We start from the raw sequence: 25,538 nt of genomic DNA on the forward strand, positions 1-25,538 counted from the left end.
TCCATGTTATGGGCGTTACGACTTGGCGGTTTCTTCCTTCCAGCTTTTCCTTACCATGACGCCCCATGTACTCTTGTTGCGCATAAAATCGATCTGTCCGAAAAAGCGCCAAATGGCGTTGATTTGGTCATAGCCGAGCGTCATTAAGAACGAGCAGCCTACCATCATGGCAAGGTCCATAATCCGCGGATACCGCCGAAACGCCATTTCTTCCAGCAGCAGCGCCCCGCAAGTTAATATCATATTGATCAGCGTATTGATGAACAGAAAAGTAAGCACGATAGGCCATGCCGTCATATCCAAGAAAAAATATCCCAATAAGGCGGCAAATCCGGTCATTTTGAAATAAGGGTTCAACGTTTCGAACAGGACGTTGTACGGCATCGCCAGCAAACCGATTTGCTTGTATTTCGGGTTAAAAATCATATGGCGGTAATCCCACATATTTTTAATATTTCCGCGCCCCCATCGTTTGCGCTGGCTTCCCAATATGCGCACCGTGTCGGGCGCCTGCGTCCAACAAACGGCGTCCGGGCAGAACGCGACCCGGTACGGGAGCTTATTCTCGAGCATATACTTATGCAATTTGATAATGATGTTCATGTCTTCTCCCGGAAAACCTTCGCGATACCCGCCAACTTTCACAACATAGTCTTTGCGGAACACGCCGAAAGCGCCGGAAACGATCAGAAGCGCGTTGACGGAGCTCCAACCGATTCTCCCGCCCAGAAACGCTTTTAAATATTCGATATTTTGAAACATCGGCAAAATTTTGTCGGGCAGGCGAACTTTTTTGACGACCCCGTTCTCGATCGTACAACCGTTGGCGATACGGACGTTGCCGCCGATCGCCACCGTTTCTTCCGGGTTTTCCATGTAAACCCGGGCGATCCGGATCAGCGCGTCCTTCTCGAGCAACGAGTCCGCGTCGATCGTACAAATGAGCGGATAATGCGAAAGATTAATGCCGGTATTGAGCGAATCGGCTTTGCCGCCGTTTCGTTTGTCGATAACATACAATTGCGGGTACTCGGGATTATGATAGACCCCGTTGATCGGCGTCGATTCCAGCACTCGCTTGTTCGCGCGATGCGGCGAAAACTGCAAATCGAATTCGTCGATCAGCACCTTTAGCGTGTCGTCCTGCGATCCGTCGTTCACGACGATCACTTCGTATTCGGGATAATTTAACGATAATAACGAACGTACGTTTTCGATAATGGTTAATTCTTCATTGTACGAAGGCACCAAAATGGAAACGGGCGGTACATGCTCCGAACCGGCGAGCGATTTGAACGGAGAATATAACGAGCCTTTCATCACCCGGGATATATTTTTAAACGAAAGCGCCATGATGACAAAATAAATACAGTAAACTACCGCGATGTAAAACATGGCGAACATCCCGTAGTTCAGTAAAACTTCTCTCATATGCGACTCCTTTCCAACGATTGCAATGACTGCTACATGACTTGTTTTTGATCCAGGCGGTCCGATCCGTTTATTCCGGCATTCCCTTGCTTGTTCCGGAACGTCGCCGCGCCGGACGCATCGCCGGACATGACGCGCTCTTTCATGCGTTCCTCCCAAATAACATCGGAAGCCATATCTTTGCTGAACGGATCTTTGCCGTGAATCGCGACTTCGCATAGGACGGCGAAGCCTTTCTCTTCGAACATCGCCAAGCTGACGGCGCTGTTGCGTCGAACCGTCCAACTGGAATCCGCCATCGCATGCTTCAGCGTCTCGATGTACGCGGCGTTTCCGAGTTCTCCGATCGCTCTGGCCGTCAAGGCGCGGATCTCTTCGTCCTCATGGTTTATCAGCTTCGATACGACGCCTTGGGCAAGCTCCGGGCTGGAATGAAGATACGCTTCCGCCGCAAGCATTCGCAGCTCCCGGTCCGGATGATCGATGAGCTTGAGCAAATTCGGGGCCAAATGAGCGTAGGCTTGGCCCTTCAAGCAATGAACCGCCAGTTTCACCATTCGAATATCTTTGCTGCGCAGCATTTCTTCGAGCAAATTCGAATCGGCGGCGGGAGATCTCGTATAAACGTCCGCGGCCAACGAATATGCCGGTTTATTCCCATGCGCAAATCGTTCCATCAATTGCTTCAAGTCGCTCGCCTTGTCCATGCAAAGCGCCGCCGCGCGGGCGAATACGAGAAAATTCACCGTGTTTTTCTCGTTCCGCGCAAGCTCCAGCAAGACAGGGGCCGCATCCTTGGCCCGCAGCATGCCCAAATGGTAAGCGGCGGTCACGCGCCGCCAGCCGAACTTGCTGCCCAGCCGCCGCATGTTTGCATCGACGAGTCCTAGCTCTTCGCTCAGCGCGATCAGCTTTTCCTGATGGCCGCCTTTCAGCCGATCGATCCATTCGCCGAGCTTCCCTTGAATCACTTCCAATTCGAGCCTGCTTAGGCGGCCGGGCGGCTTTTTCAGCACGGACGCATCGTCCGAATCGCATTGCAAATATTGAAAATACGATTCATGCTTCGCCATAAACGAGTCCTTTTTCTTTTTGATGTAAATCAATCTGGCTTTCATCAGCAAGGCGAAAGCGAGAACGACGACGATGACGATCGAAGCGATTTTAATAAATTGATAAGCCAGTTCCAAGCTTCCCTGAAACATATTCCTCCTCCTATCTGCTCTCTACCCTGTTACCTTCCCGATTCGCTTGCGCTGTGCCGATCGAGATACGCTTTTTTCATCATTTCATAGCTTTTCTTCGGTCTTTCCTGATATTCGACCGTTTCCCACGGTTCCCACACGTATGCCGGGAGCTTGCTCACCGGATATTTATCGCCTTGATGCTCCAATCCGATCGCCTTTCCGGTCGCTTTATCGGTCATCCAAGGCTGCATGCGGATGCCTTTCGTCGTTTCGCTTTGGAAACCGTTCCTGTCCAAAGCGCCGTAACTCATCGCTTGCAAGGAGCTCGGATCGGTAAAACCGAGGAGCATCCAAGGGATGCGCAGTTCGATGACATTGCCCGAAGCCTGCCATAATGCAAGCGAATCGTAATCCGGGCTCTGCGGATCGGTGACTCCCCGCTTCAATTTGCCGACGACGATATCCTCGAACGGATGGTGAAATTTCGTGTCCGGAGGCGTCATTTCCAAGCCGATCGCCAATTTCCACGGATTGAAGATGCCCGAATCGTCCTTCATTTCCCGTTCGCTGAGAGGAATCATCCCATAACCGTATCCGTACAGGCGGGTATGGAAATCGTAGTTGGATGCGATTTTAATGTCGCTCTCTTCATCCTTCCCAAGCGTAACCAACGTTTCCAGACCTTCGTCGAGAACGGTCCCGGACAACTCCGGCGCATGGCGGTTCCCTCCTGCTATCGTATCGAACCCGAGGTGGAACGATTGCTTGTCCGGATCGAACGCTTCGTTCAGCCGTACGAGAACGTATAAATACGCTTCGTCATGGGTCGCCCACATTTCCTTGATGCCTGCTTGTCCGGCGTCCACCCGCTGCTTCTCTTCTTCCGGAAGCTGGTTCCAGTCGTCATCCTTCCCGTCCATGACGATCTTGCCGTCTTTGCCCGGATACATGCCGAGAACCCCGAACATCTCCTCGTTCGTCAGCACATTCAACCATAATTTGCGCCGGTCTGCCGGTATTTCGAAAGGCATCGTATTCCAGGTCTTCTTGAACCATTCGTCCTGCCATGCGAACAATATTGCGCCCGCATACCCTTCGCTGACGATTTCGCGGAACAGCGAACTGTTGATCTCGCCTTGCTCTTGCTCGTTATGTCCGCCTTGATCCCGGCCCAATCGGTCCACATGGCCGATCCCGATCGAGGACGGAACGCCGAATTCGGTCACCATAATCGGCATGCCTGCATGATGTTTCTTTAATTTCCGCAAGTACGTTTTATAGGAATCGGGCTTGCCTTCCTCGTTCGTCACCGTCCGGAGCGTTTCGTCCAGGCGGAAAAAGTCCGGATAGTAAGGATATACATGGTACGATGCAAAATATCCCGCTTCCCAATGGGCCGGCTCAAGATGAGTCGCGTCCACGCTTGCAAGATCCTCTTCGAAAGTCGGTTCGCCCGGATGCGTCAGCGGATCCGTCGTTACCCAGTTCGTGAACGTCAGCGGATGCTGCCATCCGAACCTCCGCTCTTGCTCGGCGACATTGTCCAACATTTCCGCCAACCAATTTTCGAACGCAGTCGCCTCTTCTTTCGCGCGAATATGCGAACCGTTAAAGCGCGGAATGCCGGCATGCTTCGTATCCGTATTGTCCACCATTTGCGGATCCCATTCCGTGCCGATATGCCAAGCCATCAAGTAGGGGCCCGCATTCGCCCGGTATGCGCCGCTCGCCTTCCCCGGCGTTTCCGGAATGTCCGCTTTCCCGTAGACCGCCTGGACGGCCAACGTAATCTCTTGTTTGAACGTATCGCGGATTTCCGGCAAATACGCATCCCGCTTTTCAATGAGCGCTTCCTCCGGCGACCATACGCCTTGAATGAAGTAGAGAGGCTTCTCCGGATGGCCTTGGTTATACTCTACGATCGCTTCGTAAAATTCCGGCGGCAAAATCGTGTATATCCTTACGACGTTGCTGCCCATTTCCGCCATTTTTGCAAACCAATCCAAATAGTTTTGTTTCGTAATGGGAAGCTCCCCGGGGTCGTGCCCGGGCAGAGTCGCCCCCAAGTTGACGCCTTGCGCGAAGAATCGCTCCCATTTTTGATCCGTAAATACTTCCAATTGATCTCCGTTGGTGCGAAACTTCAATTGCGTCCCGTCCCCGCTCTCAAAACTTTCCACATGCAGCGGAAACAACACTTTCCATTGAAAACCGACAAATGCGATGATGCCGAGCAAACAAATTCCGATCCATTTCCAAAGGCTGCTCTTTTTCCGATTTGCGCTGCCTATCATGACGATGTCGGTTTCATCCGCCTTGCCGTGTAGTTTCTATCGTTTTCATTTGCAACATTCCCGCTATGTACGAACGGAATATCCATCGTACGAACAGCTAATACGCACATAATCATACCTCCGGTAATAGATTTGAACTTCTATGCTCAGCAATGCTTGTCGAGTTGTTCGTTGGATCGTTCTTTATAACGAACGATTAACGCAAGTATATCTCAATCTCTTAAAATTGAAAAGCTAAAATTATGACATTTTTTTAATATATTCGGTATTATCCTCTCTTTTTTAGGTGATTTCTCTCTTTTTTTGCCGTAAATAAAAAAAACGCGGAGCCTTTTAAAAAAAAAGGCACCCGCGATTCAAACAAGCAACGGATAGATGATATTATCGATTCGATAGGGATTGACCGGTTTTCCATTTGTAAAATTCCAAAAACTCGCGAAACTGTTCTTTGCTGACTCCCGAAGCCATCGCTTCCTTGACGATATCGTACCATTCTTCGTCCAGGTTCATCTTGCTCGGATCCATGACTTCATGGAGCAGCTCCTCCACCGTGACATCCAATACAGCGGCTATTTTCTCCAAAAATTGGATGGAAGGGTTTCTTTGAATGTTTCGTTCGATCGCGCTTAAGTATGATTTGGCGACCCCCGCACTTTCGGCAAGTTCGGACAGGGAAAAACCTTTTTTCACACGCAATTTATGTACACGTTCCCCGACCATTTGCATCTCCCTTTTAAAATTGTTAATGTATTACACAAAATTATAGCAATTGAAATCTTTTTTTGGAAGGAGGAAATTAATCTTTTTTCCTACTTTCGGATTATTTTTCGACAACATGGCGATCTACCCCCATAAAACGGGAATTTCATAAGTAATAATAACTTATCGGAACAATTCCACATTTCATAACGAGAGGAGATGCCAAGGCAAAAATAGACGAACGGCGAATATCGGAATGAACGAAATAACGACTTATGGATTATTTTCACAATGAAAATATTATGATAATGTGGTAAAAAACGTAAAACCGATTGGGAGATCGCCATTCTTGATGCTTAGCTTGCGGCTCCACAGGAGGGAAACGAATGAAGACAACAACAAGAGAAAATATGAGAAACCTGCTGGATGAAGAATGGACAACCTTAATTTGGACAGCGCAACGCATCGGCGTTACGCCGGAAGAAGTTAGAGGTTTTTTGCGAAAACAGGAAATTTCGATCGAATGGACGGAAAAGCGCGCATCTTCGCCGCGGAAGAACATTTCAGCTTGGAAAATCTACGACATTTCGGCCGGCAGACCGCCGGAGGGCGAATTATGAAGCCGCGCCGCTGGCAAATATGGCTGCTGCTCCTTGTCGTCATCGGCTTAGTCGGCTTCGACAAGCCGGATCATGGAAAACGGGCAACCTACTTGTGGCAAGCGGACTTGATCGTGTCCGAACGCCAGTCCGTCCTGTCGTTCCTTCAGGAACAATCGGTTCAAGTGCTATATTTGAATATCGATCCGAAAGTATCCGCGCAGGATTATAAAACATTCGCCGCGGAAGCAAGCAAGTCGGGAGTGGAAGTATACGCTTTGGGAGGAGAACCCGAGTGGGCGTTAAGCAAATACAAAGGGCAAATCTCCGCCTTCGTCGATTGGGTGCGGGAATATAACGAATCCGCCCAGCCGGCCGAGCGTTTCGCCGGCATCCATGTCAACGTTCAGCCGTATCTTCTTCCGGAGTGGGAGACCAGCAGGGATGACTTGTTGCGGCAATGGACCGGAAATGCGGACTATACGGCGACAGAAGCCAAGGCGGCTCTTCTTAAGACGAGCGCCGATCTTCCCGCATGGTACGACGGCATGAAATTGCCGGATGCCAAGGACGAGACGGTCGTCTCCTGGATGTTGAAGCAATTCGACACCGTCACGAATATGGCGTACCGGAACACTGCCGAAGGCGACAACGGCATCGTCTCTCTGGTAACCGACGAACTGGCGGAAGCGGACCGGCTGGAGAAGCCTGTATTGATCGCGGTAAATATCAATAAAAGCGATGAAGGCAAACATGTTTCCTTCTACAATAAAGGGGCGAAGAGCATGGAACGCGAGCTTGAACGGCTGCCCGGCCTGCTTGGACAACACGCTTCGTTTGCCGGAATCGCCGTCCATGATTATGCAAGCTGGAGCGGGCGCGTCCGGTTGGAATCCGCATCGAAACCGATTGCCGGGCCGATCAAAGCAACGTATGTTTGGGAAGCCGATACCGCTGTCCGAGAAAGGAAAGAAATCATCGACTTTGCCAAAAGCAACAATGTGAATTTGCTCTACGTAAGGCTTGATCTCGAACGGCCGTTTGCCGATTATCGTCCGCTTGTCGCCGATGCCTCGGCGGCGGGAATCGAAGTGCACGCGATGGGCGGCCATCCGCAATGGGCGCTGGCAAAAAGCAAGGAACGCATCATGAAGCTTGTGCGCTACGTGCGGCAATACAATGAAGAGGCCGGGGACGGCGAGAAGATGCGCGGAATCCATTTGGATATCGAGCCTTACGTCATGCCGCTGTGGCAATCGAACCGGGACTCGATATTGAAGCAATGGATGGACAACATTCAAGCGTTTGCCGAGGCGGCGAAACAAAGCGGCGATTTGCAAACGAGCGTGGATCTCGCCTTTTGGCTGGACGGCACATCCGTGCCGGGCGAGCCCGATCTGCCGTTTAGCAAATGGATGATCGGCCAATTGGATCATGTCACCGTCATGGCGTTCCGCAATTATGCCGAAGGTCCCGGCGGCATCGCCGATATCGTTCGCGACGAATTAGGCTTTGCCGATGAACTCGGCAAACAAATCATCGTCTCTGTGGAAATGAAAGAAAGCCATGAAGGCGAATCCGTCTCCTTCTTCCACAAAGGGAAAGCGGAAATGAACCGTCAATTGGAAATCGCGGAGGGGCTATTGAAACAACACGCTTCGTTCCGCGGCTTCGCGGTTCATGCCTACGATTACTGGAAAGAAGGCAAAGAATGAGTGCAATGAGCGCTAATGATAAGGAGATGCGTATGATCATACCTTTGTATGGTCATCGCATCTCCTTATTTATTCCATCGATTGCAAATGCTGCAACATTGTATCCTTTGTTTTCGTTATAAGAGTATGAATCGTTGAATTGGCAGGTGATAAACGTGAACCAAACGGTCATGCTGCTCCTTTTTCTCTCGCTATTGCTTACGGCGTGTTCCGGACAAACGCCGCCTTCCGGTACGGAGCGGACGGCGGCGGTAATCGGCAATCCTACGGCTGAAGAAATATTGCAACAATCGAAAGATGCCGATATTTTCATGTTTGACGATATCGTATACGTCAATGCCGACAATCTCGACTGGGTACAGCAATTGCAGATCGGCGAGCTGGCGGAAATCGGCAAGATTCAAACGAATTATCGCGAAGGAACGGATTTTATCAACGAAATGTCAACCAAACTGCCGATCGGCACCATCATCTATGAGCCGACAGCGAAGCAAGGCCCCGTACTGATTGCAGAAATCGCAGGCAAGCCCGTTCGATATTTGGGACTCCTCGAAGGATAGCCCTTTTACACCCACCACATTTCGCCGAGCGGTTCTCTGAGCAGCACCTGCTGCAAACATTGCACCGCTTTGGTAAAGCCTTCGTCGACAGACATTAAGCCGTCCTCATGCTCAATGCTGACGACATAATCGTAGCCGACCAAACGAAGGGCGCTCATAATATCCGCCCATGTCTTCAAATCATGGCCGAAGCCGACGGTACGGAACTGCCAGGCGCGGTCAAGCATCAACGCATACGACTGCATATCGGTAACGCCATGCTTGTTGACGTTGACCGGATCGATCGTCGTATCTTTCGCATGGAAATGGTGGATCGCATTCTCGCGGCCGAGAATATGAATGGCTTGCACCGGGTCGATGCCTTGCCACCACATATGGCTCGGATCCAGATTGGCTCCGATCACCTCGCCCGCCGCCTCGCGCAGGCGCAGCAGCGTTGCCGGCGTATGAACGGAGAAGCCGCCATGCAGTTCGAGCGCGATTTTGACGCCGCGGTCAGACGCGAATTTCCCCGTTTCGGTCCAATAGGGAATGACCTTATTCGACCATTGCCAATCGAGAATTTCTTGATAATCGTTCGGCCAAGGCGCAACGGGCCAGTTCGGATATTTCGCATCTTCGTGGTCGCCGGGACAGCCGGAAAATCCGTTGACGACAGGAACTTCCAACCGCTCGGCCAACTCCACCGTACGAATGAATTCGTCGTGGAACTTCCGGGCGATCGGTTTTTGCGGATGCAGCGGATTGCCGTGGCAGCTTAATGCGCTGATCGTCAAACCGCGCGACTCGAACGCCGCTTTGAACTGTTTCAGCTTGCTCTCGTCGGCAAGAAGCTCCTCCGGATTGCAATGGCTGTTGCCCGGATAGCCGCCCGTTCCGATTTCGACGGCATCCAATCCTTTAGACGCAATGTAATCCAACGCTTCCTCCAACGGTTTTTGCGCAAACAATACGCTAAATACTCCCAGTTTCAATAAGGACACCTCCGCATACATTCAATTGCATCTATAGTTTAGCAAAAATATGAAATAATTCCATCCATTTTATCGTGTATCATTCCCCGCCGATCGCTTCAAGCGGCTTCGCGTTGCCGTATTTCGGCGCAATCCGGCCGGAAGGCGCCGCCCAAGCGGCAGCGTTCGCGATCACGCGCCGAATTTCTTCATTATAATAGGTCGGATACGTTTCGTGGCCGGGACGAAAATAAAAGATTTTCCCTTGGCCGCGCGAATAACAGCAGCCGCTGCGGAATACTTCTCCGCCTGCGAACCAGCTGACGAATACGAGCTCATCCGGCTGCGGAATATCGAAATGCTCGCCGTACATTTCTTCTTGCGGCAGCTCGATATATTCGCCGATCCCTTCCGCGATCGGGTGACCGGGCGACACGACCCAGAGTCTTTCCTTTTCTCCCGCTTCCCGCCATTTCAGGTCGCAGCTCGTGCCCATTAATTTTTTAAATATTTTCGAGAAGTGGCCGGAATGCAGCACGATCAGTCCCATCCCTTGCAGCACGCGCTCATACACTTTTTGCACGATTTCGTCCTTTACCTCGTCATGAGCCATATGTCCCCACCAAATCAACACGTCCGTCGATTGCAGCACCTCGTCGGTTAGGCCGTGATCGTTCTCGTCCAGCGTAGCGGTGCGTACCGCGTACGTTCCGGACAAGCCTGCGGCGATGGCCGTATGAATCCCGTCGGGATACACTTCCTTAACGCGATCATGCTGTTTCTCATGGCGAAATTCATTCCAAACGGTAACGTTTAACGTAGCTGACATTGGTTATTCTCCTTCATTTCCGTCATTAGTTGTTGAAATAAACCGCTTTTCCCGTCCGAGCCGATTCGTAGATCGCCTCCAATATTTCCGAGACGACGCAAGCTTGCTCCGGCGTGACAACCGGATCCGTATCGTTCTCGATCGCTTCGATCCATAGCCGCATCTCTACATCCGCCGGGTTGTCCCCGCTGCCGTCGTAGAAATCGACCCCGCCCGCATCCAGCTGAATTTTCTGTTCGTATAATCTTGCATGCTTTTCCCCGTTAATCGTCAAACCGTCCCACATATCGGCTCCGCCTTCGGTGCCGCACAGCGTGCATTTCGCTTCGCCCACCTGCAGCGTGTTCAGCGCCCAGCTCGACTCAAGCAGCACTGTCGCTCCGTTTTCCATCGTAATCATGCCGAATGCGGAATCCTCAACCGTAAATTTTTGCGGATCCCAAGGTCCCCAAGCGTTCGCGGCATTTTCCTTCGCCGATAGCTTATGGTAGGAAGTGCCGAGCACTACTTTCGGCTTGTAGTTGTTCATCATCCACAACGTCAGATCGAGCGCATGCGTACCAATATCGATCAACGGTCCTCCGCCCTGCTTCTCTTCATCCAGAAAAACGCCCCATGTCGGCACGGCGCGCCGGCGAATCGCATGGGCTTTCGCAAAATAAATTTCGCCCAGTTCGCCGTCCGAGCAGAGCCGGTGCAAATATCGGCTGTCCGCCCGGAACCGGTTGTTATAACCGATCGTTAATTTTTTGCCTGTCCGCTTGGCCGCTTCCACCATCATTCTCGCTTCCGCGGCCGTCTTCGCCATCGGCTTTTCGCACATGACATGCTTTCCCGCTTCCATAGCGGCGATCGAGATTTCCGCATGCGTATCGTTCGGCGTACAAACATGTACGATATCGATCGATTGATCGTCAATCAATTCTTTATAATCGCGATATACTTTAGCGTCGGCGCTTCCGAATCGCTCGGCCGCTTCCTGAGCGCGTTCAAAGCTAACGTCGCAAAAAGCCGCCATCTCCACGTTCGGCAATTTCTTCAGACTGGTCATATGTTTGCCGACTGCGATGCCGCCGCAGCCGATCATTCCGACGCGATATATGTTAGACATGATGTCATCCTCCTACGATATGAGATCCGAATGTTGCTTTAACCATTCCATACTGCTTGTTACGCTTGCCAGAGGCGGTTCCTGGCATTCGTCCTGCTCCACGACGAACCATTCGACGCCCGCCTTGCCGCCCGCTTCGATAACCGCTTTCAAGTCCAGTTCCCCTTGTCCCAAAATGACGGTTTGCCCGCGGCCGTCTTGCAATGTCCGTAAATCTTTCAAATGAATAAGCGGAACTCTTCCGGCATATTTGCCGATATAATCGACGGGATCATAGCCTCCGTGCCGCACCCAGCATACGTCAAGCTCAATTTGCAATTGTTCGGGCGTCATCGAGGCAAAGATTTGATCGAACAACAGCTTGTCCCCGATCTTCTCCGTAAACTCAAAATCATGGTTATGGTATCCGAAACGGATACCGTGTTCGCCCAATCTGCGGCTCGCTTCCGCAAAAACGGCGATCGTTCCCGGCAGCCCTGCTTCCGAACGGTCCTCTTCCGATAAATACGGACATACCACATAACGGCTTCCGATTGCCACGTTCATGGCGATTTCTTCGTCCAAATGCTCGCGAAGCCGTTCCAAGCCGACATGGCTTCCTACGGCGGCAAGACCGAGTTCGTCCAAAACCTGTTTCAACCGCTCGGGCTGCAGCCCCCCGTAACCTGCAAACTCGACTCCGGCATATCCGATCTCGGCGACCCGCTGTAACGTTCCGACGAAATCGCCGGCCGTTTCCTCGCGCAGCGTATACAATTGCAATCCGACTTTCATAGACGCATCCCGCCTCTCCTTCATTATAGATTCCGAATACTCTATTCTATTCTACCCTCATCATCGTTATAATGGGAATGAATGATATCACCTATTCATGAACTATTTTGCTAACTTAGCTATCTGGAAGAGGATGATCGAACATGAAGCATGAACCGGAACAGGTCGATGTAAACGTATTATCCGTAGGAAACGCAAGACATTTGAAACCGTACTACTCGAAAGAAAAAATAGCTCATTACCTCGTCAGGCTGCAGACGGAAGGATATGCCCATACATGGATCGACGAATCGTACGTCACCGTTCGGTCGGGCGACTTGCTGCTGTTTCAGCCGGGCGACGATTACGAGTTGAAAATCGGGTACCATAATCCGTACACGAACGAAACGCTGCCAAGATTCAACAGCATGGATTATTATCTCATCTTAACGGGAACCTGGATCGATCAATGGTGGAAGGATGCGGACAGGCCGAAAAAATTAAGCCTCGGTCTCGACGACCGGCTGTTGACGGTGTGGCGGCAAATTGCGCAGGAGAAACGGCGGGTTCACGATCAAATCGAAGAGATTTCCAAATATTTGACGATGACGTTTTTCCTTATGCTCGACCGAATGATGGATGAATACGGCGCTTCGCCGCGCAAATCGCGTTATGCCGCTTTATGCGACCAGATGAAGTATTTCGTGGAGCAGCGCGCCACGGAGCAGTTTACGCTGGAGCAAGTCGCGAGGCATGTCGGGCTTAGCCCGTCGCGCGCGGGCCATTTATTTAAAGAAACGTTCGGACAATCGATCATGGATTACGCGATCGAAGTGCGGTTGTCCATTGCTTGCGAACGGATCGAATACAGTTCGTATACGTTGGAGCATATCGCGGAAGCATGCGGTTTTCGCAGTTATTCGTATTTCCACCGGACGTTCCGGTCCAAGTTGGGCGTGTCCCCCAGCCGGTACCGCGAACTAAACCGGAGGAAATAGACGCCGGCAGACGGCGACAAGAATGCCCCCTGCCGGCACGACAGATCGAATCCGTGCCTTCGCAGGGGGCATTGTTTATCTTTTATTGTTCGCGTTTATTGATATTGTTCAAGCTCGGGGGATAGTCCGCGGCTTTATCCGCCTGCAGCGTTATCGCTTCTTCCTTCAAACGCGATTTGTTTTGCAGGTTGTTCTTTTTCTCTGCTTTGTTGTTCGGCAAGGAACATCACCTCCTCGCCATAGGATGCCGATTTTCCCCCGCTTTCAACCAAGTTATTCTTTATCGCTCGCAGGCTTGCCGGCCGTGACGTTGCCGTCGTTGGGCGCTTTGCCTGCAGGCAGCGCGGATTTGGCGGCCGGAGCGCTTGTTTTTTGCGTCAAGCCTTGAATGAGCCGCTCAAGGTCGATCCCGGACACGCTCTTGAGCATTTCCGGCGCCGTTGCCATCAATTGCGTCACATAATTGCTGACTCTGGCGGCGCCTTCCCCGTTCCCCGTATCGACAACGGTCAGCTTATCGATCGATTGCAAAGGAGCGGCGATCCGTTCGGCAAGTTCAGGCAGCATTTTGACGATAATATCGAGCACCGCCGCTTCGCCGAATTTCTGGAACGCTTCGGCCAGCTTTTCCTTCGCTTCCGCTTCCGCCAAACCGCGCAGCCGGATCACTTCCGCATCCGCGGTACCTTTCGCCCGTTCCGCTTCGGCAATGGCCAGACCGTCGAGCCGCTTCTGCTCCGCATTCGCCTTCGCTTGCGCTTCGATGGAATATTGCAGCGCCTCCGCTTCGCGCATTTTCCGCGATTTCTCCGCTTCCGCCGCCTGCTCGACGGCATATTTGTCCGCATCCGCTTTTTTCTTCACTTCCGCGTCGTATTGTTTTTGGCGCACGAGAATTTCTTTTTCCTGCAGATCGATTTCCCGCTCTTTGCGAACCAATTCGACCTTCATCTGCTCCTCGACCATCGTCTGCTTCGCTCTTGCCTCCTGAATGTGGTAGGCTTGGTCCGCTTCCGCCTTGGCCGTATCCTGTTCCTTCTTAAACGAGGCGACTTTCAATTCTTTTTCTTTCGACGCCTCCGCGATATTCGTATCGCGCAATAATTCGGCCTTCTGACCTTCTTCCTCGGCCTTCGCTTTCTGGATGCGGGCGTCGCGCATAGCCTCCGCTTCCGCAATTTCGGCATCGCGCTTAACGGCGGCAATCCGCGGTTTCCCAAGCGCGTCCAAATATCCTTGCTTGTCGCGTACGTCCTTAATGGTGAAGGAAACGATTTGCAGCCCCATTTTTTTCAAATCTCTGGCCGCCACGCCCTGCACTTCTTGCGCGAATTTGTCGCGGTTGCGGTACACTTCCTCGACCGTCATCGAACCTAGAATCGCCCGCAGATGGCCTTCGAGCACTTCTTGGGCTTCGCTCTTCAAAGATTCGATCGGCTTGCCCATGAACTGTTCCGCGGCCGTCGCCACGTCTTCTACGGAACCGCCCACTTTAATAATCGCAACGCCGTCGGCGATAACCGGAACGCCTTGTTCCGTATAAACTTCCGGTGTCGAAACATCAAGCTTATGGGATAATAGCGATAGAAATTGCGACCGTTGAAAAATCGGCCAAATAAAGGCGCCGCCTCCGCGGACGATTTTGATTTTCCGCCCCGAATCGTCGGTGGCAATATTTTTGCTTCCGAGAAAAGATCCGGTTACGATCATCGCCGCATCCGGTCCGACCGTCTTGTATCTCGCCCAAAACGCGAGCCCCAACACGACGATGACCCCTACGACGATGGCGGGAACCAACATAAAATCAGGCATGCTGCTCATCTCCTTTTCCTATTTCGAATTGGGATACGCGGAGGACGCTTTCCTTCACATCGATCACGACAATTTCGGCTCCGGCCGGGATATCGGCAGCATCGAAGCTCGATGCGATCTGATTCGTATTGCCGGCGCCGATCCGCACCATCACTTCCCCGTATCCGTGGGCGGGGATGGCCACTGTGACGCGGCCGACTTTGCCGGCTAAATCCTGAAGCGAAAACCCGGTTGAAACTTCGCTGTTCGCCATCGGTTTGACGTATCCGAAATAGACCGCGGCGCCAAGCAATACGGCAATGAGAACGGCCAACGCCAGAACGGCAATCCATCCGAGATCCGTATACTTGTCAAGCAAGATGCCGGCGCCGCCAAACGCGGTAACGGCGCTCGCGATCACCATCGGCTGCAAAAAGTCGACAGACAAAAAGTCGAGCAGACCGTCCAGCGCATTGCTCATTAAATCGCCGAGCACTACCGATACGACGGCGAACAAAGCGCCTCCCGCCAAACAAGCCCAAAATAGCGTAATCATGCGCTCCCCCTCCTGTTCACCCGTTACTTCCTTATATGAAGTAATACGCTGTTAAATCCCGATCGTTTCAATATATTGGGACTATAACCAATTATGAAGCATAGATATGGACTTTACAATACGGAAATACGCTAAATCGCCGCTTCCCGCATAGACGGTCTTCGTCAAGCTCACTCTATGTAACTGCAATTTTCATTTACATTACCCGATTTGGGCGGAAACGGCCCTAGTAAGTGCATTTTTCCAGCTAATCTCGCCCAAATTTACATAAATAGGAAAATTTAGCTTGTTTAGTTGGATATTTGCAGTTGCTTTGCATCACAAGGCGGTTGTGCCGCGCATTAGACGGATTTTTGCAGTTAGACCCCACTAGCGCTGCATGACATCTTCTAGCCGGGATACGGTTCCATGACAATATAACGGATTTCCAAGGTCTTATTTTTCTCGTTTCATCCGAATTTTCGGAATTAACGGATTTTCGAACCGTTACCATGTCGCAATCGGCCTGAGAATCTTTGGTTTTAGGAGTTTCGACAAAAATAGAGACCTCAAAATCCGCTAATTCCGCCAAGACAGCGTTATTAGACAAAGTAAGGCCTCCAAAGTCCGTTAAACTTTGCTCATCCTTATCGAATCGTTTGTGGAAATGAAACCGCCCGCCTTCTTAGAGGAAAGCGGACGGTAATACTTCAACTTGCAATTAGTTAACCGGAATTTTGATCTGCTGTCCGATCAATATGAGATGCGGGTTTTTCAATCCGTTGTATTTCGCCAATTCCCGCCAGTCCAACCCGTATTTCAAGGCGATTCTCGATAATACGTCGCCCTTCTTCACGATATAAATCTGCTCGGTTTTCGCCTGTCCGTTTCCTTCCGCAGGCTTAGCCGGTTCGACCGTTACTTCCGGTTCCGCCGCTTCGCCGCCATGCTCCTGCGCCGGTTCCTCCGCAGGCTGGGCCGGATCGGCGGGCTTCTCCTCGGTTTCGTTCAAGCCGCCCGATGCCGCCATGCCGGCAAAATCCAAGGCAAATTTGGCGAATCCCGTTTCTTTGTCCTCGCTCACATACTTCAGATGGTATTGCTCGGCAATATCCTTCGCTTTGGGCGATGTTTCAAATGTAACCAACGCGTCCCCTTCGATCGGAGCCAGCGACCAGTTTCCGTCAGCCGCCGGATTGATCGTGCCGTTCTCGCGAATATAATCGATGATGATTTGCCGGTTTTCGTCCGGGGATTCGATTGCAATATTCGTCCCGTCAATGCCCGGGAAATTGCCCCCGCCGCTCGCGCGGTAATTATTGGTGACGATCAGAAACTTCTTGTCTTTGGCGATCGGTTTCCCTTCAAACGTCAAATCCTTGATGCGATTCGCGTCCGGATTGAGCAATTTGCCGCCGATATCGTATTTGGCCGGCTGCGTCACATCGATTTGATAGCGAACGCCGTCAATCACGTCAAAATTGTATGTCGGGAAGCCGGCATTGATCAAAGGTTGTTCTTCCTTCTTGCTCGCGTCGATTTGGTTGAACTGTCCCGCGGACATCTCGAGCCAATCTTTCACTTGCTCCCCTGTCACAACAACGGCCTGCAGCGTGTTCGGATAGACGTAGAGATCGGCCATATTTTTGACGGCAAGGCTTCCTGCCGGAATGTCCGTATAGTAGCTTGCGCCGTTGCGTCCGCCTGCTTTAAACGGAGCGCCCGCCGACAGCACCGGGATGCCGTCCAGCTCCGTGCCTTTTATATGTTTCTCCACATACCACTTCTGCGCGTTGGTTACGATTTGGATGGACGGATCGTCTTGAATGAGCGCGAAATAACTGTTGATCGGAGCCGTCGACGTTCCCACCGAACCGCGCACGTATTTCAACGTGGCTTCGTGCTCGGATTTCACCGCATCGACAACCGTTTGATCGGCCTCGGCCAGCGCTTTTTTATTCGTCTTATCGTAAATCGGCACGACGCTCGACTGGGAATCGATCACTTTCCACGTTCCGTCCGTCTTCTGCAATTGCAGATCGACGACGCCCAGATGGTCTCCCCAGAAACCGGGCTCGACGGCCGCGACGCCGTTAATCGTTCCTTTCATCATATCTACGCCGGCCTTGGCTAAATCCACGCCCGCGGGACCTGCGAAATTGTCGCTCGGGAACGTGACATGGGCATGCCCGAACAGGATGACGTCGATCCCCGGCACTTTACTTAACAAATAGGCGGCGTTTTCGTCGTTGTTCGTGCTTTCGATCGAACCGAAACCCGAATGCGGAATCGCGACGACGATATCCGCGCCCTCCGCTTTCATCTTCGGAACGAATTTCTCGGCCGACTCGACGATTCCATTCACGGTTACTTTGCCTTCCAAATGCGCTTTATCCCAATTCATCACTTGCGGAGGTACAAAGCCGATGACGCCGACTTTCAATTTCTGATCCTGGCCGCTCTCGTCCTTGAATGTACGATCCAAAATCAGGTACGGCGTGAAATAATTTTTGTCGTTGTCGGGATTGCCGTCTTTATCGTCGATATAAACATTGGAATTGACGTATGGGAAATTGGCGCCTTGTAAAGATCTGTCCAGAAATTCAAGGCCGTAATTGAATTCATGATTGCCGATATTGCCCGCATCGTAATCCAACAGATTCATCGCTTTATAGACAGGATGGACTTCGCCTTCCTTCAACGGATCGATCTTGGCCATCACATCGCCGAGCGGATTTCCTTGAATCAGATCGCCGTTATCGAACAACAAACTGTTCTTCGCTTCTTCCCTGTACTTTTTGATCAGCGTTGCCGTTTTTGCCAGGCCGAATTCGTCGGTTGCACTGTCTTTGTAATAATCGTAGTTCACAAGATTGACGTGAATGTCTGTCGTCTCCATGATGCGGAGCTTGAGCTCGGGGTTTTTGGCGTCCGCTGCCGACGATATGGCAGGGAAGGCCAAAATCAAACTTAATGCGGGAACAATGAGAGAACGACATAGGGAAAACGCTTTCAATTTCAAACCAAATCCCTCCTGACAAGTTTGGTGAAGCGCAGTTCCCGGCATAAAACGGCATATCGCCCCCGCAGGGAAACTGCGCATCGGATGTGGTAAAATACCCCATTTTTAGTAAACGATATTTCTATCTATTTGTCAATCGGAGAAAGAAAGTTTCATTCTGCCTCCCTGATCGGAAATAGCGCGTAAAACGAAGCTTGCGCCCCCCTCTACAGCGCCGAGCGGTAAATGTTCAACACGTCTTGCCGGTTCAGCTTCTTAAAGTTTCCGATCGGCCCGAATTTCGTCGCTTTGTCGGCCATCGCTTCAAGCTGCGAATCGTCTATGCCGTAATCGGCCAAACGGCCGGGAGCTCCGATCGACGTCCAGAACCGCCGCAATGCCGCGATGCCTTCTTCCGCGACTTCGCGGTCGCTTCGTCCTTCCGCGCGAACGCCGAACACGTTCACGGCAAATTGTTTAAACCGGCCCACATTCTCTTCCAATACATATGTCATCCAATTCGGGAACAGAATGGCGAGCCCTCCCCCGTGCGGAATATCGTATACGGCGGAGACGGCATGCTCGATATCGTGCGTCGCCCAATCGCCGCGGTATCCCATATTCAATATTCCGTTCAACGCCATCGTGCCGCAATACAATATCGTCTCCCGCTGTTCGTAGCTTTGCAAATCGTTCACCAGCTTCGGCGCCGCTTCGATCACCGTGCGCAGCAGCGCTTCGCAAAATCCGTCCTGCAACGGCGTATTCGTCTCCCGATGGAAATAATGCTCGAACACATGCGACATAATATCGGCCATGCCGTATACGGTCTGATCCCGCGGAAGCGACATCGTATGATGCGGGTCGAGAATCGAAAATTTCGGGTAGACGTACGGACTGCCCCAACCGAGCTTTTCTTTCGTTTCCCAATTCGTAACGACGGTGGAGCCGTTCATTTCCGATCCCGTCGCCGCGATCGTAAGCACCGTTCCGATCGGCAGCGCATCCTTGGCCGTCGCCTTGCGCGTATAGAAATCCCAGACGTCGCCTTCATATCGGGAGCCGGCCGCAATCGCCTTCGCGCAATCGATGACGCTGCCGCCTCCGACGGCAAGAATCAACTCGATCCCCTCGCCGCGGCATAGATCGACGCCGCGCTGAACCGTCGAAAGGCGCGGATTGGGCTCGACGCCGCCCAACTCGACGACCGCCGCGCCGATTTCGTCCAACAACCGGATTACGTTGTCGTATATGCCGTTGCGCTTGATGCTGCCTCCCCCGTACAGCAACAATACGCGCTTGCCGTATTTCGGAACTTCTTCCTTCAATTGCTGCAACTGTCCCGCGCCGAAAATCAATTTCGTCGGATTGTGAAACGTGAACGAATTCATAAGCAGAACCCTCCTTATTAACATCGTAAACTGTCATATCCCTTCCTTATATAGCATTGCCTAATCGCTTCAAGGAGTCAACGCTTTTTGCCACAATCGGACCGATAACTTTCCGCTTCCCCTATTGCATCCAATTCGATTGGGCGAAAACCGCAAATTTTCGCTATAAATCGAAGGGATTGCATTGACGTGCAGCGATATATAGATATAATGATAGCAGACCGCTTTAAATTGTTTATGCTTTTATGCAGTGAACAGTTAAACCGACGAAAAAATGAAATGAAGGGGGAAATGCAACATGAAATTCAAACTGACATTAATCGCACTATTATCAGCCATCCTCGTCATCGTCGCCGGCTGCTCCGGCAGCGGTTCCGGAGGCAGCGAACCGAACGGTTCGACAGGCGAAACGAACACGCAATCGGAATCGCAGACAGGTTCCGGAGAAACGGGACAATCGGGGGAACCGGCCAAAACCGTCAATATCGGAATCATTCAATATGTTGAACATCCTTCCTTGAACGCGGCGCGCGAAGGCTTCGAAGCAGCGTTGAAGGATGCCGGTTATATCGATGGCCAAACGGCGAAAATCGATTTCCAAAACGCGCAAAACGACGCGGGCATCAACACTTCGATCGCCCAGAAATTCGCATCCGACAAAAAAGATCTGGTGTTAGCGATCGCGACTCCGTCGGCGCAAGCTGCAGCGCAGGCCATGAAAGATACGCCGATTTTGTTTACGGCCGTAACCGACCCGGTGGATGCCGGATTGGTGCAAAGCATGGAATCTCCCGGCGGCAACGTGACCGGCACAGCCGACCTCCATCCGGATGCCGTGCCGAAACTGATGGAATTTATTAAAAATCAATTTCCGAACGTCGAAACGGTAGGCATCATTACGAACGAAGGCGAAGCGAACTCCGCGGTGAACGTGCAAATCGCAGCCGACTCCTTGGAAAAGCTTGGCCTGAAAGTAGTAAAGGCACCGGTCGTGAACAGCTCCGACGTCAAACTGGCGGCAGAATCGTTAGTCGGCAAGGTGCAAGCGATGTACGTCCCTTCGGATAACACGATCGTCAGCTCTTTGGAATCGGTCATTCAAGTAGCCGAGAAAAATAAAATTCCGTTGTTTGTGCCGGAGAAAGATTCGGTGAAACGCGGCGGCTTCGCATCGTACGGATTCGAATATTACGATCTCGGGTATACGACAGGCAAAATGGCCGTGGAAATCCTGAAAAACGGCAAGAAGCCGGCTGACGTTCCTGCAAGCTATCCGGAAACGCTCGATCTGGCGATCAACTTGGAAGCCGGAGCTAACCAAGGCATCGAAGTGACCGATGCGATCAAAGCGATGGTAACGAAACCGGAGAACCTGTTCGAGAAAATCGAAAGACAATAAGAAGAGGACAAGAGGGTAGTCTACTGGCTAGGCTGCTCTCCCTTTGCTTTAAGAGGTTGTTCAAAAAGTCGACTTTTCGAACACGCACTTTTACGGAAATCGACTCGTTTTCGCATTCAATTACATTGACTTAAGGATCTATGGAGGAGGCGGCAAGTTTATGACTATCATACCATTGCTTCAAAGTTCGCTGGAATCTGGCGTCCTTTATGCAATTATGGCCTTGGGCGTTTATTTAACGTTCCGGGTATTGGATTTTCCGGATTTAACCGTGGACGGGAGCTTCGTAACGGGCGCGGCGATCGCCGCCGTCTCGATTACGGCTGGAATTCATCCGGTCCTTGCTTCTCTCTTCGCTTTCGTTGGGGGAGCCATCGCAGGTATGTTAACCGGCATATTGCATACGAAAGGAAAAATTAATCCGTTATTGTCCGGTATTTTAATGATGATCGCCTTGTACTCCATCAATTTGCGCATTTTGGGAAAGCCGAACATTCCGTTGCTCGGCAAGACGACGATCTATTCCTGGCTGGACAATCCTTGGATCATGATTGCCGTCATGGCCGTCGTCGTCATCGCCATTAAACTTGCGCTCGATTGGTTTCTGCATACGGAACTCGGCATGGCGCTGCGCGCGACCGGCGACAACGCCCGGATGATTCGCAGTTTCGGCGTGCATACCGACCGTACGATCATTATCGGCGTCAGCTTGTCCAACGCGCTTGTCGCTCTGGCCGGCTCGTTCGTCGCGCAAAACTCCGGTTATGCCGAAGTCCAAATGGGTGTCGGCATGATCGTCATCGGTTTGGCCTCCGTTATTATCGGGGAAGCGATCTTCGGCACGAAAACGGTGTTCCGCGTCACGCTCGCCGTCATGCTGGGCGCGATTATTTACCGCATGATCATCGTCATTGCGCTACGAATCGGCCTGAATGCGCAAGATATGAAGCTTATTACGGCATTGATCGTTATTCTCGCCTTGACGCTGCCGATGATTCAGAAACGATTCCGTTCCAAGCTGGTGGGCAAAAAACGAAGCGAGCAAATGACGGCGAAAAACGGAGGTGCGCGTTAATGCTTAACATTCATAACGTAACGAAAATATTTAATGCGGACACGCCGGATGAGAAAATCGCTTTGACGAACATCGACTTGCAGTTGGAGAAAGGCGATTTCGTAACCGTCATCGGCAGCAACGGAGCGGGAAAATCGACGCTGATGAACATTATATCCGGCGTCATGCAGCCCGACATCGGACAAGTGAAAATCGGCGGCAAAGATATGTCAAACTTGCCCGAATATCGGCGCAGCCAATGGATCGGACGCGTATTCCAAGACCCGATGGCGGGTACGTCGCCGTCCATGACGATCGAGGAAAATTTGGCATTGGCGTACGCGCGCAGCAAAAAGCGCGGCTTGCGTCTTGGCGTCACGAATAAACGGCGCGCCATCTTCCGCGAGCATTTGCTGAAGCTGGGCATCGGATTGGAGAACAGGCTCAATGCCAAAGTCGGCCTATTATCCGGCGGAGAACGGCAAGCGTTAAGTTTATTGATGGCTACGTTTACCGAACCGCAAATTTTGCTGCTGGACGAACATACCGCCGCGCTCGATCCTTCCCGGGCGGAATTGATTACGCGGCTGACGAAACAAATCGTGGAAGATTTCCATCTGACGACATTAATGGTCACCCATAACATGGAGCAGGCGATTCGTCTTGGCAACCGATTGATTATGATGGATAAAGGAAGGATCATTCTCGATATCAAGACGGCGGACAAACAAGATTTAACGGTGGAGAAACTGTTGCATGAATTCGAAAAAATTCGCGGCGAGAAATTTGTGGACGACCGCGTCGTGCTCGGTTCCTAAACCATATAAGAAGGCTGTTCCCCGGAGGGACAGCCTTCTTATATGATAATATGCAATTATTTCTGGCTTGCGGCAATCGCCTGCTCGAGATCGTAGATGATGTCTTCGATCGCTTCCGTACCGATAGACAGGCGCACCATGCCTGGCGTAACCCCCGCGGAAAGCTGCTCCTGCTCGTTCAACTGCTGATGCGTCGTGCTGGCCGGATGAATGATGAGCGACTTCGAATCGCCTACGTTGGCGAGATGAGAGAACAACTTGACATGGTTGATCAATTTGCGCCCCGCTTCGACGCCGCCTTTAATGCCGAACGTCATAATGGCGCCTTGGCCTTTCGGCAAATATTTTTGCGCAAGCTTATAGGACGGATGGCTCGGCAAGCCCGGATAGTTCACCCACTCGACCGCCTCGTGCGCCTCAAGGAACTGCGCCACTTTGAGCGCGTTCGAGCTATGGCGCTCCATACGCAGATGCAGCGTCTCCAATCCTTGCAGCAGCAAGAACGAGTTAAACGGCGAGATGGAGGAACCCATGTCGCGCAGCAGTTGGACGCGCGCTTTAATAATATACGCGATCGGTCCTACCGCGTCGGTGTACACAACTCCGTGATAACTCGGATCGGGCTCCGTCAAGCCCGGAAATTTGCCGCTCGCTTTCCAGTCGAATTTGCCGCCGTCCACAATGACACCGCCGATCGAAGTGCCGTGGCCGCCGATAAATTTCGTTGCGGAATGAACGATGATATCCGCCCCATGCTCAAGCGGACGAAGCAAATAGGGGCTCGGGAACGTATTGTCGACGATGAGCGGAATTCCGTGTTCATGAGCGATGTTCGCCACCGCTTCGATATCGAGCACGTCGCCGCGCGGATTCCCGATCGTTTCCGCGAACAGCGCTTTCGTCTTGCCGTTGATCGCCGCGCGGAAATTTTCCGGATCGCTCGGATCGACGAAATGAACCTTGATGCCCAGCTTAGCGAGCGTCGTCGAGAATAAATTATATGTACCGCCGTACAAGCTCGACGCGGATACGATTTCATCGCCGGAGCCGGCAATATTCAGAATCGCGAACGTGATCGCCGCCTGACCGGAGGAAGTAGCAAGCGCCGCCTGACCGCCTTCGAGCGCGGCAACCCTTTTCTCGAATACATCCGTCGTCGGGTTCATAATGCGCGTATAAATGTTGCCGAACTCTTTCAAGGCGAATAAATCGGCTGCATGGTCGGTATCGCGGAAGCCGTAGGAAGTCGTTTGGTACAACGGCACCGCGCGCGACAGCGTCGTCGGATCGATTTCCTGTCCCGCATGGACAGCAAGCGTATCCAATAAATAATTGCGTTCTTGTGACATACACAGTTCCTCCCTTAATATCATGTAACAATAATGGCTTTTCAAATTTTAACATTTCCATTGTCTCATATCTTCAGCAAAAATAAAAGACTATTCATAGTAAATAACTAAGAATACTTTGTTTTATACTTATTCACTATTATATAACAAAAAACCCGCAATGCAAAGCACTGCAGGCTGAAAAATCGTTCGATTATTGCCACTCTTTCGCCAGAGCGAGAAACCGCTCTTCGCTCGGACAAGCTTCCAATTGCCAATATTCGCGATGCGCAACTTGTTCTCCGGGCTGAACGTTTTGCAAAGCGCCCAGCGTCTCGATCTCGATAAAATGGCCGTTCGTATAAAGTTCGAAAGAACTGCCGAAATCCGGGTATTCCGCTTCCATGATATGTGTGTATGTTTTTTTGAAAATAACGCCGTTATTATAATAAGCCGCCCAGCCATGCTCGTTATTCAAACCGAACTTGAACGGAGGACGGTCCGGCATTTGCCGCACGACGATATGATCCTTGCCCCATTCGACGCGTTCGTCGGACATATCCGTATACGGCCATAGAATCAATTTACGGTTCGGCAGCAGCCCCGTGTCCCGGTTCGGCTGAGGCACGATTGCCGTTCCTCCCGCGGCCAAGACGGATAGCGCCCAAGGCGCGAATTCGATCGGCCACGCGCCCGCATTGCGGATCCGATGATCGAGTCGAATCCGATCCCCTTCGAAGCCGATTTCGATCTCTTTATCCGCGTCCGTCAAGCCCCGTTCCGCAAAACGGATGACGGCTCCCGTCCCGGTGCGTTCCCATTGGATCGCCTCTTTGCCCGGATCGTACGTACGGGGATACATTTCCGGACTGATCCATAAGCGGTGTCCGCCGATCATTTTCCAACCGTTGTCTTTCGTCATTTCGCCTTTGGGATCTTCGAAAAATATGTTGTTTCCGTCCCGGTAACTGCAATGAATGATCCGCGGCCCGCAATCGAGCGTAACCAGCAGGCGGTAATCCCCATGCCGAAGCTCGAGGCATTGGCCCCATTCGGCCGTTTGCACTGTTTCCACTGTCGTAGACATGAAAT

Annotated in this window: 23 protein-coding genes; 7 read left to right on the plus strand and 16 right to left on the minus strand. The window is 51.7% G+C overall.

The features are described from left to right. Positions 1-15: 15 nt before the first annotated feature. The 4 genes from LQ229_RS07415 to LQ229_RS07430 form a co-directional block, all read right to left on the minus strand. On the minus strand, positions 16-1,431 hold the full coding sequence (locus LQ229_RS07415) for a glycosyltransferase (protein ID WP_216540827.1): 1,416 nt from the start codon (positions 1,429-1,431) through the stop codon (positions 16-18). A 32-nt stretch (positions 1,432-1,463) separates the two neighbouring features. Further along, complete coding sequence (locus tag LQ229_RS07420; RefSeq protein ID WP_230191326.1) at positions 1,464-2,636, minus strand: HEAT repeat domain-containing protein; 1,173 nt, start codon at positions 2,634-2,636, stop codon at positions 1,464-1,466. Positions 2,637-2,665: 29 nt separating this feature from the next. Continuing rightward, positions 2,666-4,912, minus strand: a complete 2,247-nt coding sequence (locus tag LQ229_RS07425) for a hypothetical protein (RefSeq protein ID WP_230191327.1) — start codon at positions 4,910-4,912, stop codon at positions 2,666-2,668. 381 nt (positions 4,913-5,293) lie between these two features. Beyond that, positions 5,294-5,632: a helix-turn-helix domain-containing protein gene (locus LQ229_RS07430; protein WP_216540830.1), complete on the minus strand. Its 339-nt coding sequence runs from the start codon at positions 5,630-5,632 to the stop codon at positions 5,294-5,296. Positions 5,633-5,997: 365 nt separating this feature from the next. Between LQ229_RS07430 and LQ229_RS07435 the strand changes: the two genes are divergently transcribed. The 3 genes from LQ229_RS07435 (at position 5,998) to LQ229_RS07445 (ending at position 8,485) form a co-directional block, all read left to right on the plus strand. After that, positions 5,998-6,231 (plus strand): anti-repressor SinI family protein, encoded by a 234-nt coding sequence (locus LQ229_RS07435; RefSeq protein WP_230191328.1) that lies wholly within the window; start codon positions 5,998-6,000, stop codon positions 6,229-6,231. Beyond that, a complete protein-coding gene (locus LQ229_RS07440; protein WP_230191329.1) occupies positions 6,180-7,925 on the plus strand; it encodes a hypothetical protein in 1,746 nt (581 codons plus the stop codon). Before LQ229_RS07435 ends, LQ229_RS07440 begins: the two co-directional genes overlap by 52 nt. A 134-nt stretch (positions 7,926-8,059) precedes the next feature. Then, positions 8,060-8,485, plus strand: coding sequence for a hypothetical protein (locus LQ229_RS07445; RefSeq protein WP_216540832.1), 426 nt, complete (start codon positions 8,060-8,062; stop codon positions 8,483-8,485). 5 nt (positions 8,486-8,490) lie between these two features. Here the strand turns inward: LQ229_RS07445 and LQ229_RS07450 are convergent, their stop codons facing one another. From LQ229_RS07450 to LQ229_RS07465, 4 genes are all read right to left on the minus strand, one after another. Continuing rightward, a complete protein-coding gene (locus tag LQ229_RS07450) occupies positions 8,491-9,459 on the minus strand; it encodes a sugar phosphate isomerase/epimerase (RefSeq protein ID WP_216540833.1) in 969 nt (322 codons plus the stop codon). A gap of 79 nt (positions 9,460-9,538) precedes the next feature. Then, positions 9,539-10,267, minus strand: a complete 729-nt coding sequence (locus LQ229_RS07455; protein WP_216538311.1) for a ThuA domain-containing protein — start codon at positions 10,265-10,267, stop codon at positions 9,539-9,541. Between the two features lie 25 nt (positions 10,268-10,292). After that, positions 10,293-11,378 carry a Gfo/Idh/MocA family oxidoreductase gene (locus LQ229_RS07460; protein WP_216538312.1) on the minus strand — a complete coding sequence of 362 codons (1,086 nt, stop codon included), beginning with the start codon at positions 11,376-11,378 and terminating at the stop codon, positions 10,293-10,295. Between the two features lie 12 nt (positions 11,379-11,390). Next, positions 11,391-12,152, minus strand: coding sequence for a sugar phosphate isomerase/epimerase (locus tag LQ229_RS07465; RefSeq protein ID WP_216538313.1), 762 nt, complete (start codon positions 12,150-12,152; stop codon positions 11,391-11,393). Positions 12,153-12,295: 143 nt separating this feature from the next. On the opposite strand from LQ229_RS07465, the gene LQ229_RS07470 reads away from it, so the two are divergent. Then, positions 12,296-13,129: an AraC family transcriptional regulator gene (locus tag LQ229_RS07470; protein ID WP_216538314.1), complete on the plus strand. Its 834-nt coding sequence runs from the start codon at positions 12,296-12,298 to the stop codon at positions 13,127-13,129. Between the two features lie 82 nt (positions 13,130-13,211). Here the strand turns inward: LQ229_RS07470 and LQ229_RS07475 are convergent, their stop codons facing one another. The 6 genes from LQ229_RS07475 to LQ229_RS07500 form a co-directional block, all read right to left on the minus strand. After that, positions 13,212-13,349: a hypothetical protein gene (locus LQ229_RS07475; RefSeq protein ID WP_216538315.1), complete on the minus strand. Its 138-nt coding sequence runs from the start codon at positions 13,347-13,349 to the stop codon at positions 13,212-13,214. 53 nt (positions 13,350-13,402) lie between these two features. Then, positions 13,403-14,941 carry a flotillin family protein gene (locus LQ229_RS07480; protein ID WP_230191330.1) on the minus strand — a complete coding sequence of 513 codons (1,539 nt, stop codon included), beginning with the start codon at positions 14,939-14,941 and terminating at the stop codon, positions 13,403-13,405. Further along, positions 14,934-15,476 carry a protease gene (locus tag LQ229_RS07485; RefSeq protein WP_230191331.1) on the minus strand — a complete coding sequence of 181 codons (543 nt, stop codon included), beginning with the start codon at positions 15,474-15,476 and terminating at the stop codon, positions 14,934-14,936. The genes LQ229_RS07480 and LQ229_RS07485 overlap by 8 nt, the downstream gene beginning before the upstream one ends. A gap of 247 nt (positions 15,477-15,723) precedes the next feature. Then, the gene (locus LQ229_RS07490; protein ID WP_230191332.1) at positions 15,724-16,065 is read right to left on the minus strand and encodes a hypothetical protein; all 342 of its coding nucleotides are present in this window, start codon (positions 16,063-16,065) and stop codon (positions 15,724-15,726) included. A 111-nt stretch (positions 16,066-16,176) separates the two neighbouring features. After that, on the minus strand, positions 16,177-18,477 hold the full coding sequence (locus LQ229_RS07495) for a bifunctional 2',3'-cyclic-nucleotide 2'-phosphodiesterase/3'-nucleotidase (RefSeq protein ID WP_230191333.1): 2,301 nt from the start codon (positions 18,475-18,477) through the stop codon (positions 16,177-16,179). A gap of 206 nt (positions 18,478-18,683) precedes the next feature. Then, entirely contained in the window at positions 18,684-19,847 is a 1,164-nt protein-coding gene (locus tag LQ229_RS07500; RefSeq protein WP_216538319.1) for an iron-containing alcohol dehydrogenase, read from the minus strand. A 298-nt stretch (positions 19,848-20,145) separates the two neighbouring features. Between LQ229_RS07500 and LQ229_RS07505 the strand changes: the two genes are divergently transcribed. The 3 genes from LQ229_RS07505 to LQ229_RS07515 all read left to right on the plus strand — a co-directional run bounded on the left by LQ229_RS07505 (position 20,146) and on the right by LQ229_RS07515 (position 23,118). Further along, entirely contained in the window at positions 20,146-21,246 is a 1,101-nt protein-coding gene (locus LQ229_RS07505) for an ABC transporter substrate-binding protein (protein ID WP_216538320.1), read from the plus strand. Between the two features lie 160 nt (positions 21,247-21,406). Continuing rightward, the gene (locus LQ229_RS07510) at positions 21,407-22,321 is read left to right on the plus strand and encodes an ABC transporter permease (protein WP_216538321.1); all 915 of its coding nucleotides are present in this window, start codon (positions 21,407-21,409) and stop codon (positions 22,319-22,321) included. Next, entirely contained in the window at positions 22,321-23,118 is a 798-nt protein-coding gene (locus LQ229_RS07515) for an ABC transporter ATP-binding protein (protein ID WP_216538322.1), read from the plus strand. Before LQ229_RS07510 ends, LQ229_RS07515 begins: the two co-directional genes overlap by 1 nt. 56 nt (positions 23,119-23,174) lie before the next feature. Here LQ229_RS07515 and LQ229_RS07520 read toward each other — a convergent pair whose 3' ends face one another. Next, positions 23,175-24,467 carry a homocysteine synthase gene (locus tag LQ229_RS07520; RefSeq protein WP_230191334.1) on the minus strand — a complete coding sequence of 431 codons (1,293 nt, stop codon included), beginning with the start codon at positions 24,465-24,467 and terminating at the stop codon, positions 23,175-23,177. A 193-nt stretch (positions 24,468-24,660) separates the two neighbouring features. Beyond that, complete coding sequence (locus tag LQ229_RS07525; RefSeq protein WP_216538324.1) at positions 24,661-25,533, minus strand: hypothetical protein; 873 nt, start codon at positions 25,531-25,533, stop codon at positions 24,661-24,663. Between the last annotated feature and the right edge of the window lie 5 nt (positions 25,534-25,538).

The sequence above is a fragment of the Paenibacillus sp. CECT 9249 genome (genome assembly GCF_918697855.1).
Taxonomy (GTDB): Bacteria; Bacillota; Bacilli; order Paenibacillales; family Paenibacillaceae; genus MSJ-34.

What these genes read in the sequence shown, in the direction of transcription:
- LQ229_RS07415 (WP_216540827.1), bottom strand. Translation starts at nt 1,431, where the DNA reads ATGAGAGAAGTTTTACTGAACTACGGGATGTTCGCCATGTTTTACATC.
- LQ229_RS07420 (WP_230191326.1), bottom strand. Translation starts at nt 2,636, where the DNA reads ATGTTTCAGGGAAGCTTGGAACTGGCTTATCAATTTATTAAAATCGCT.
- LQ229_RS07425 (WP_230191327.1), bottom strand. Translation starts at nt 4,912, where the DNA reads ATGATAGGCAGCGCAAATCGGAAAAAGAGCAGCCTTTGGAAATGGATC.
- LQ229_RS07430 (WP_216540830.1), bottom strand. Translation starts at nt 5,632, where the DNA reads ATGGTCGGGGAACGTGTACATAAATTGCGTGTGAAAAAAGGTTTTTCC.
- LQ229_RS07435 (WP_230191328.1), top strand. Translation starts at nt 5,998, where the DNA reads ATGAAGACAACAACAAGAGAAAATATGAGAAACCTGCTGGATGAAGAA.
- LQ229_RS07455 (WP_216538311.1), bottom strand. Translation starts at nt 10,267, where the DNA reads ATGTCAGCTACGTTAAACGTTACCGTTTGGAATGAATTTCGCCATGAG.
- LQ229_RS07460 (WP_216538312.1), bottom strand. Translation starts at nt 11,378, where the DNA reads ATGTCTAACATATATCGCGTCGGAATGATCGGCTGCGGCGGCATCGCA.
- LQ229_RS07465 (WP_216538313.1), bottom strand. Translation starts at nt 12,152, where the DNA reads ATGAAAGTCGGATTGCAATTGTATACGCTGCGCGAGGAAACGGCCGGC.
- LQ229_RS07470 (WP_216538314.1), top strand. Translation starts at nt 12,296, where the DNA reads ATGAAGCATGAACCGGAACAGGTCGATGTAAACGTATTATCCGTAGGA.
- LQ229_RS07480 (WP_230191330.1), bottom strand. Translation starts at nt 14,941, where the DNA reads ATGCCTGATTTTATGTTGGTTCCCGCCATCGTCGTAGGGGTCATCGTC.
- LQ229_RS07485 (WP_230191331.1), bottom strand. Translation starts at nt 15,476, where the DNA reads ATGATTACGCTATTTTGGGCTTGTTTGGCGGGAGGCGCTTTGTTCGCC.
- LQ229_RS07500 (WP_216538319.1), bottom strand. Translation starts at nt 19,847, where the DNA reads ATGAATTCGTTCACGTTTCACAATCCGACGAAATTGATTTTCGGCGCG.
- LQ229_RS07505 (WP_216538320.1), top strand. Translation starts at nt 20,146, where the DNA reads ATGAAATTCAAACTGACATTAATCGCACTATTATCAGCCATCCTCGTC.
- LQ229_RS07510 (WP_216538321.1), top strand. Translation starts at nt 21,407, where the DNA reads ATGACTATCATACCATTGCTTCAAAGTTCGCTGGAATCTGGCGTCCTT.
- LQ229_RS07515 (WP_216538322.1), top strand. Translation starts at nt 22,321, where the DNA reads ATGCTTAACATTCATAACGTAACGAAAATATTTAATGCGGACACGCCG.
- LQ229_RS07520 (WP_230191334.1), bottom strand. Translation starts at nt 24,467, where the DNA reads ATGTCACAAGAACGCAATTATTTATTGGATACGCTTGCTGTCCATGCG.
- LQ229_RS07525 (WP_216538324.1), bottom strand. Translation starts at nt 25,533, where the DNA reads ATGTCTACGACAGTGGAAACAGTGCAAACGGCCGAATGGGGCCAATGC.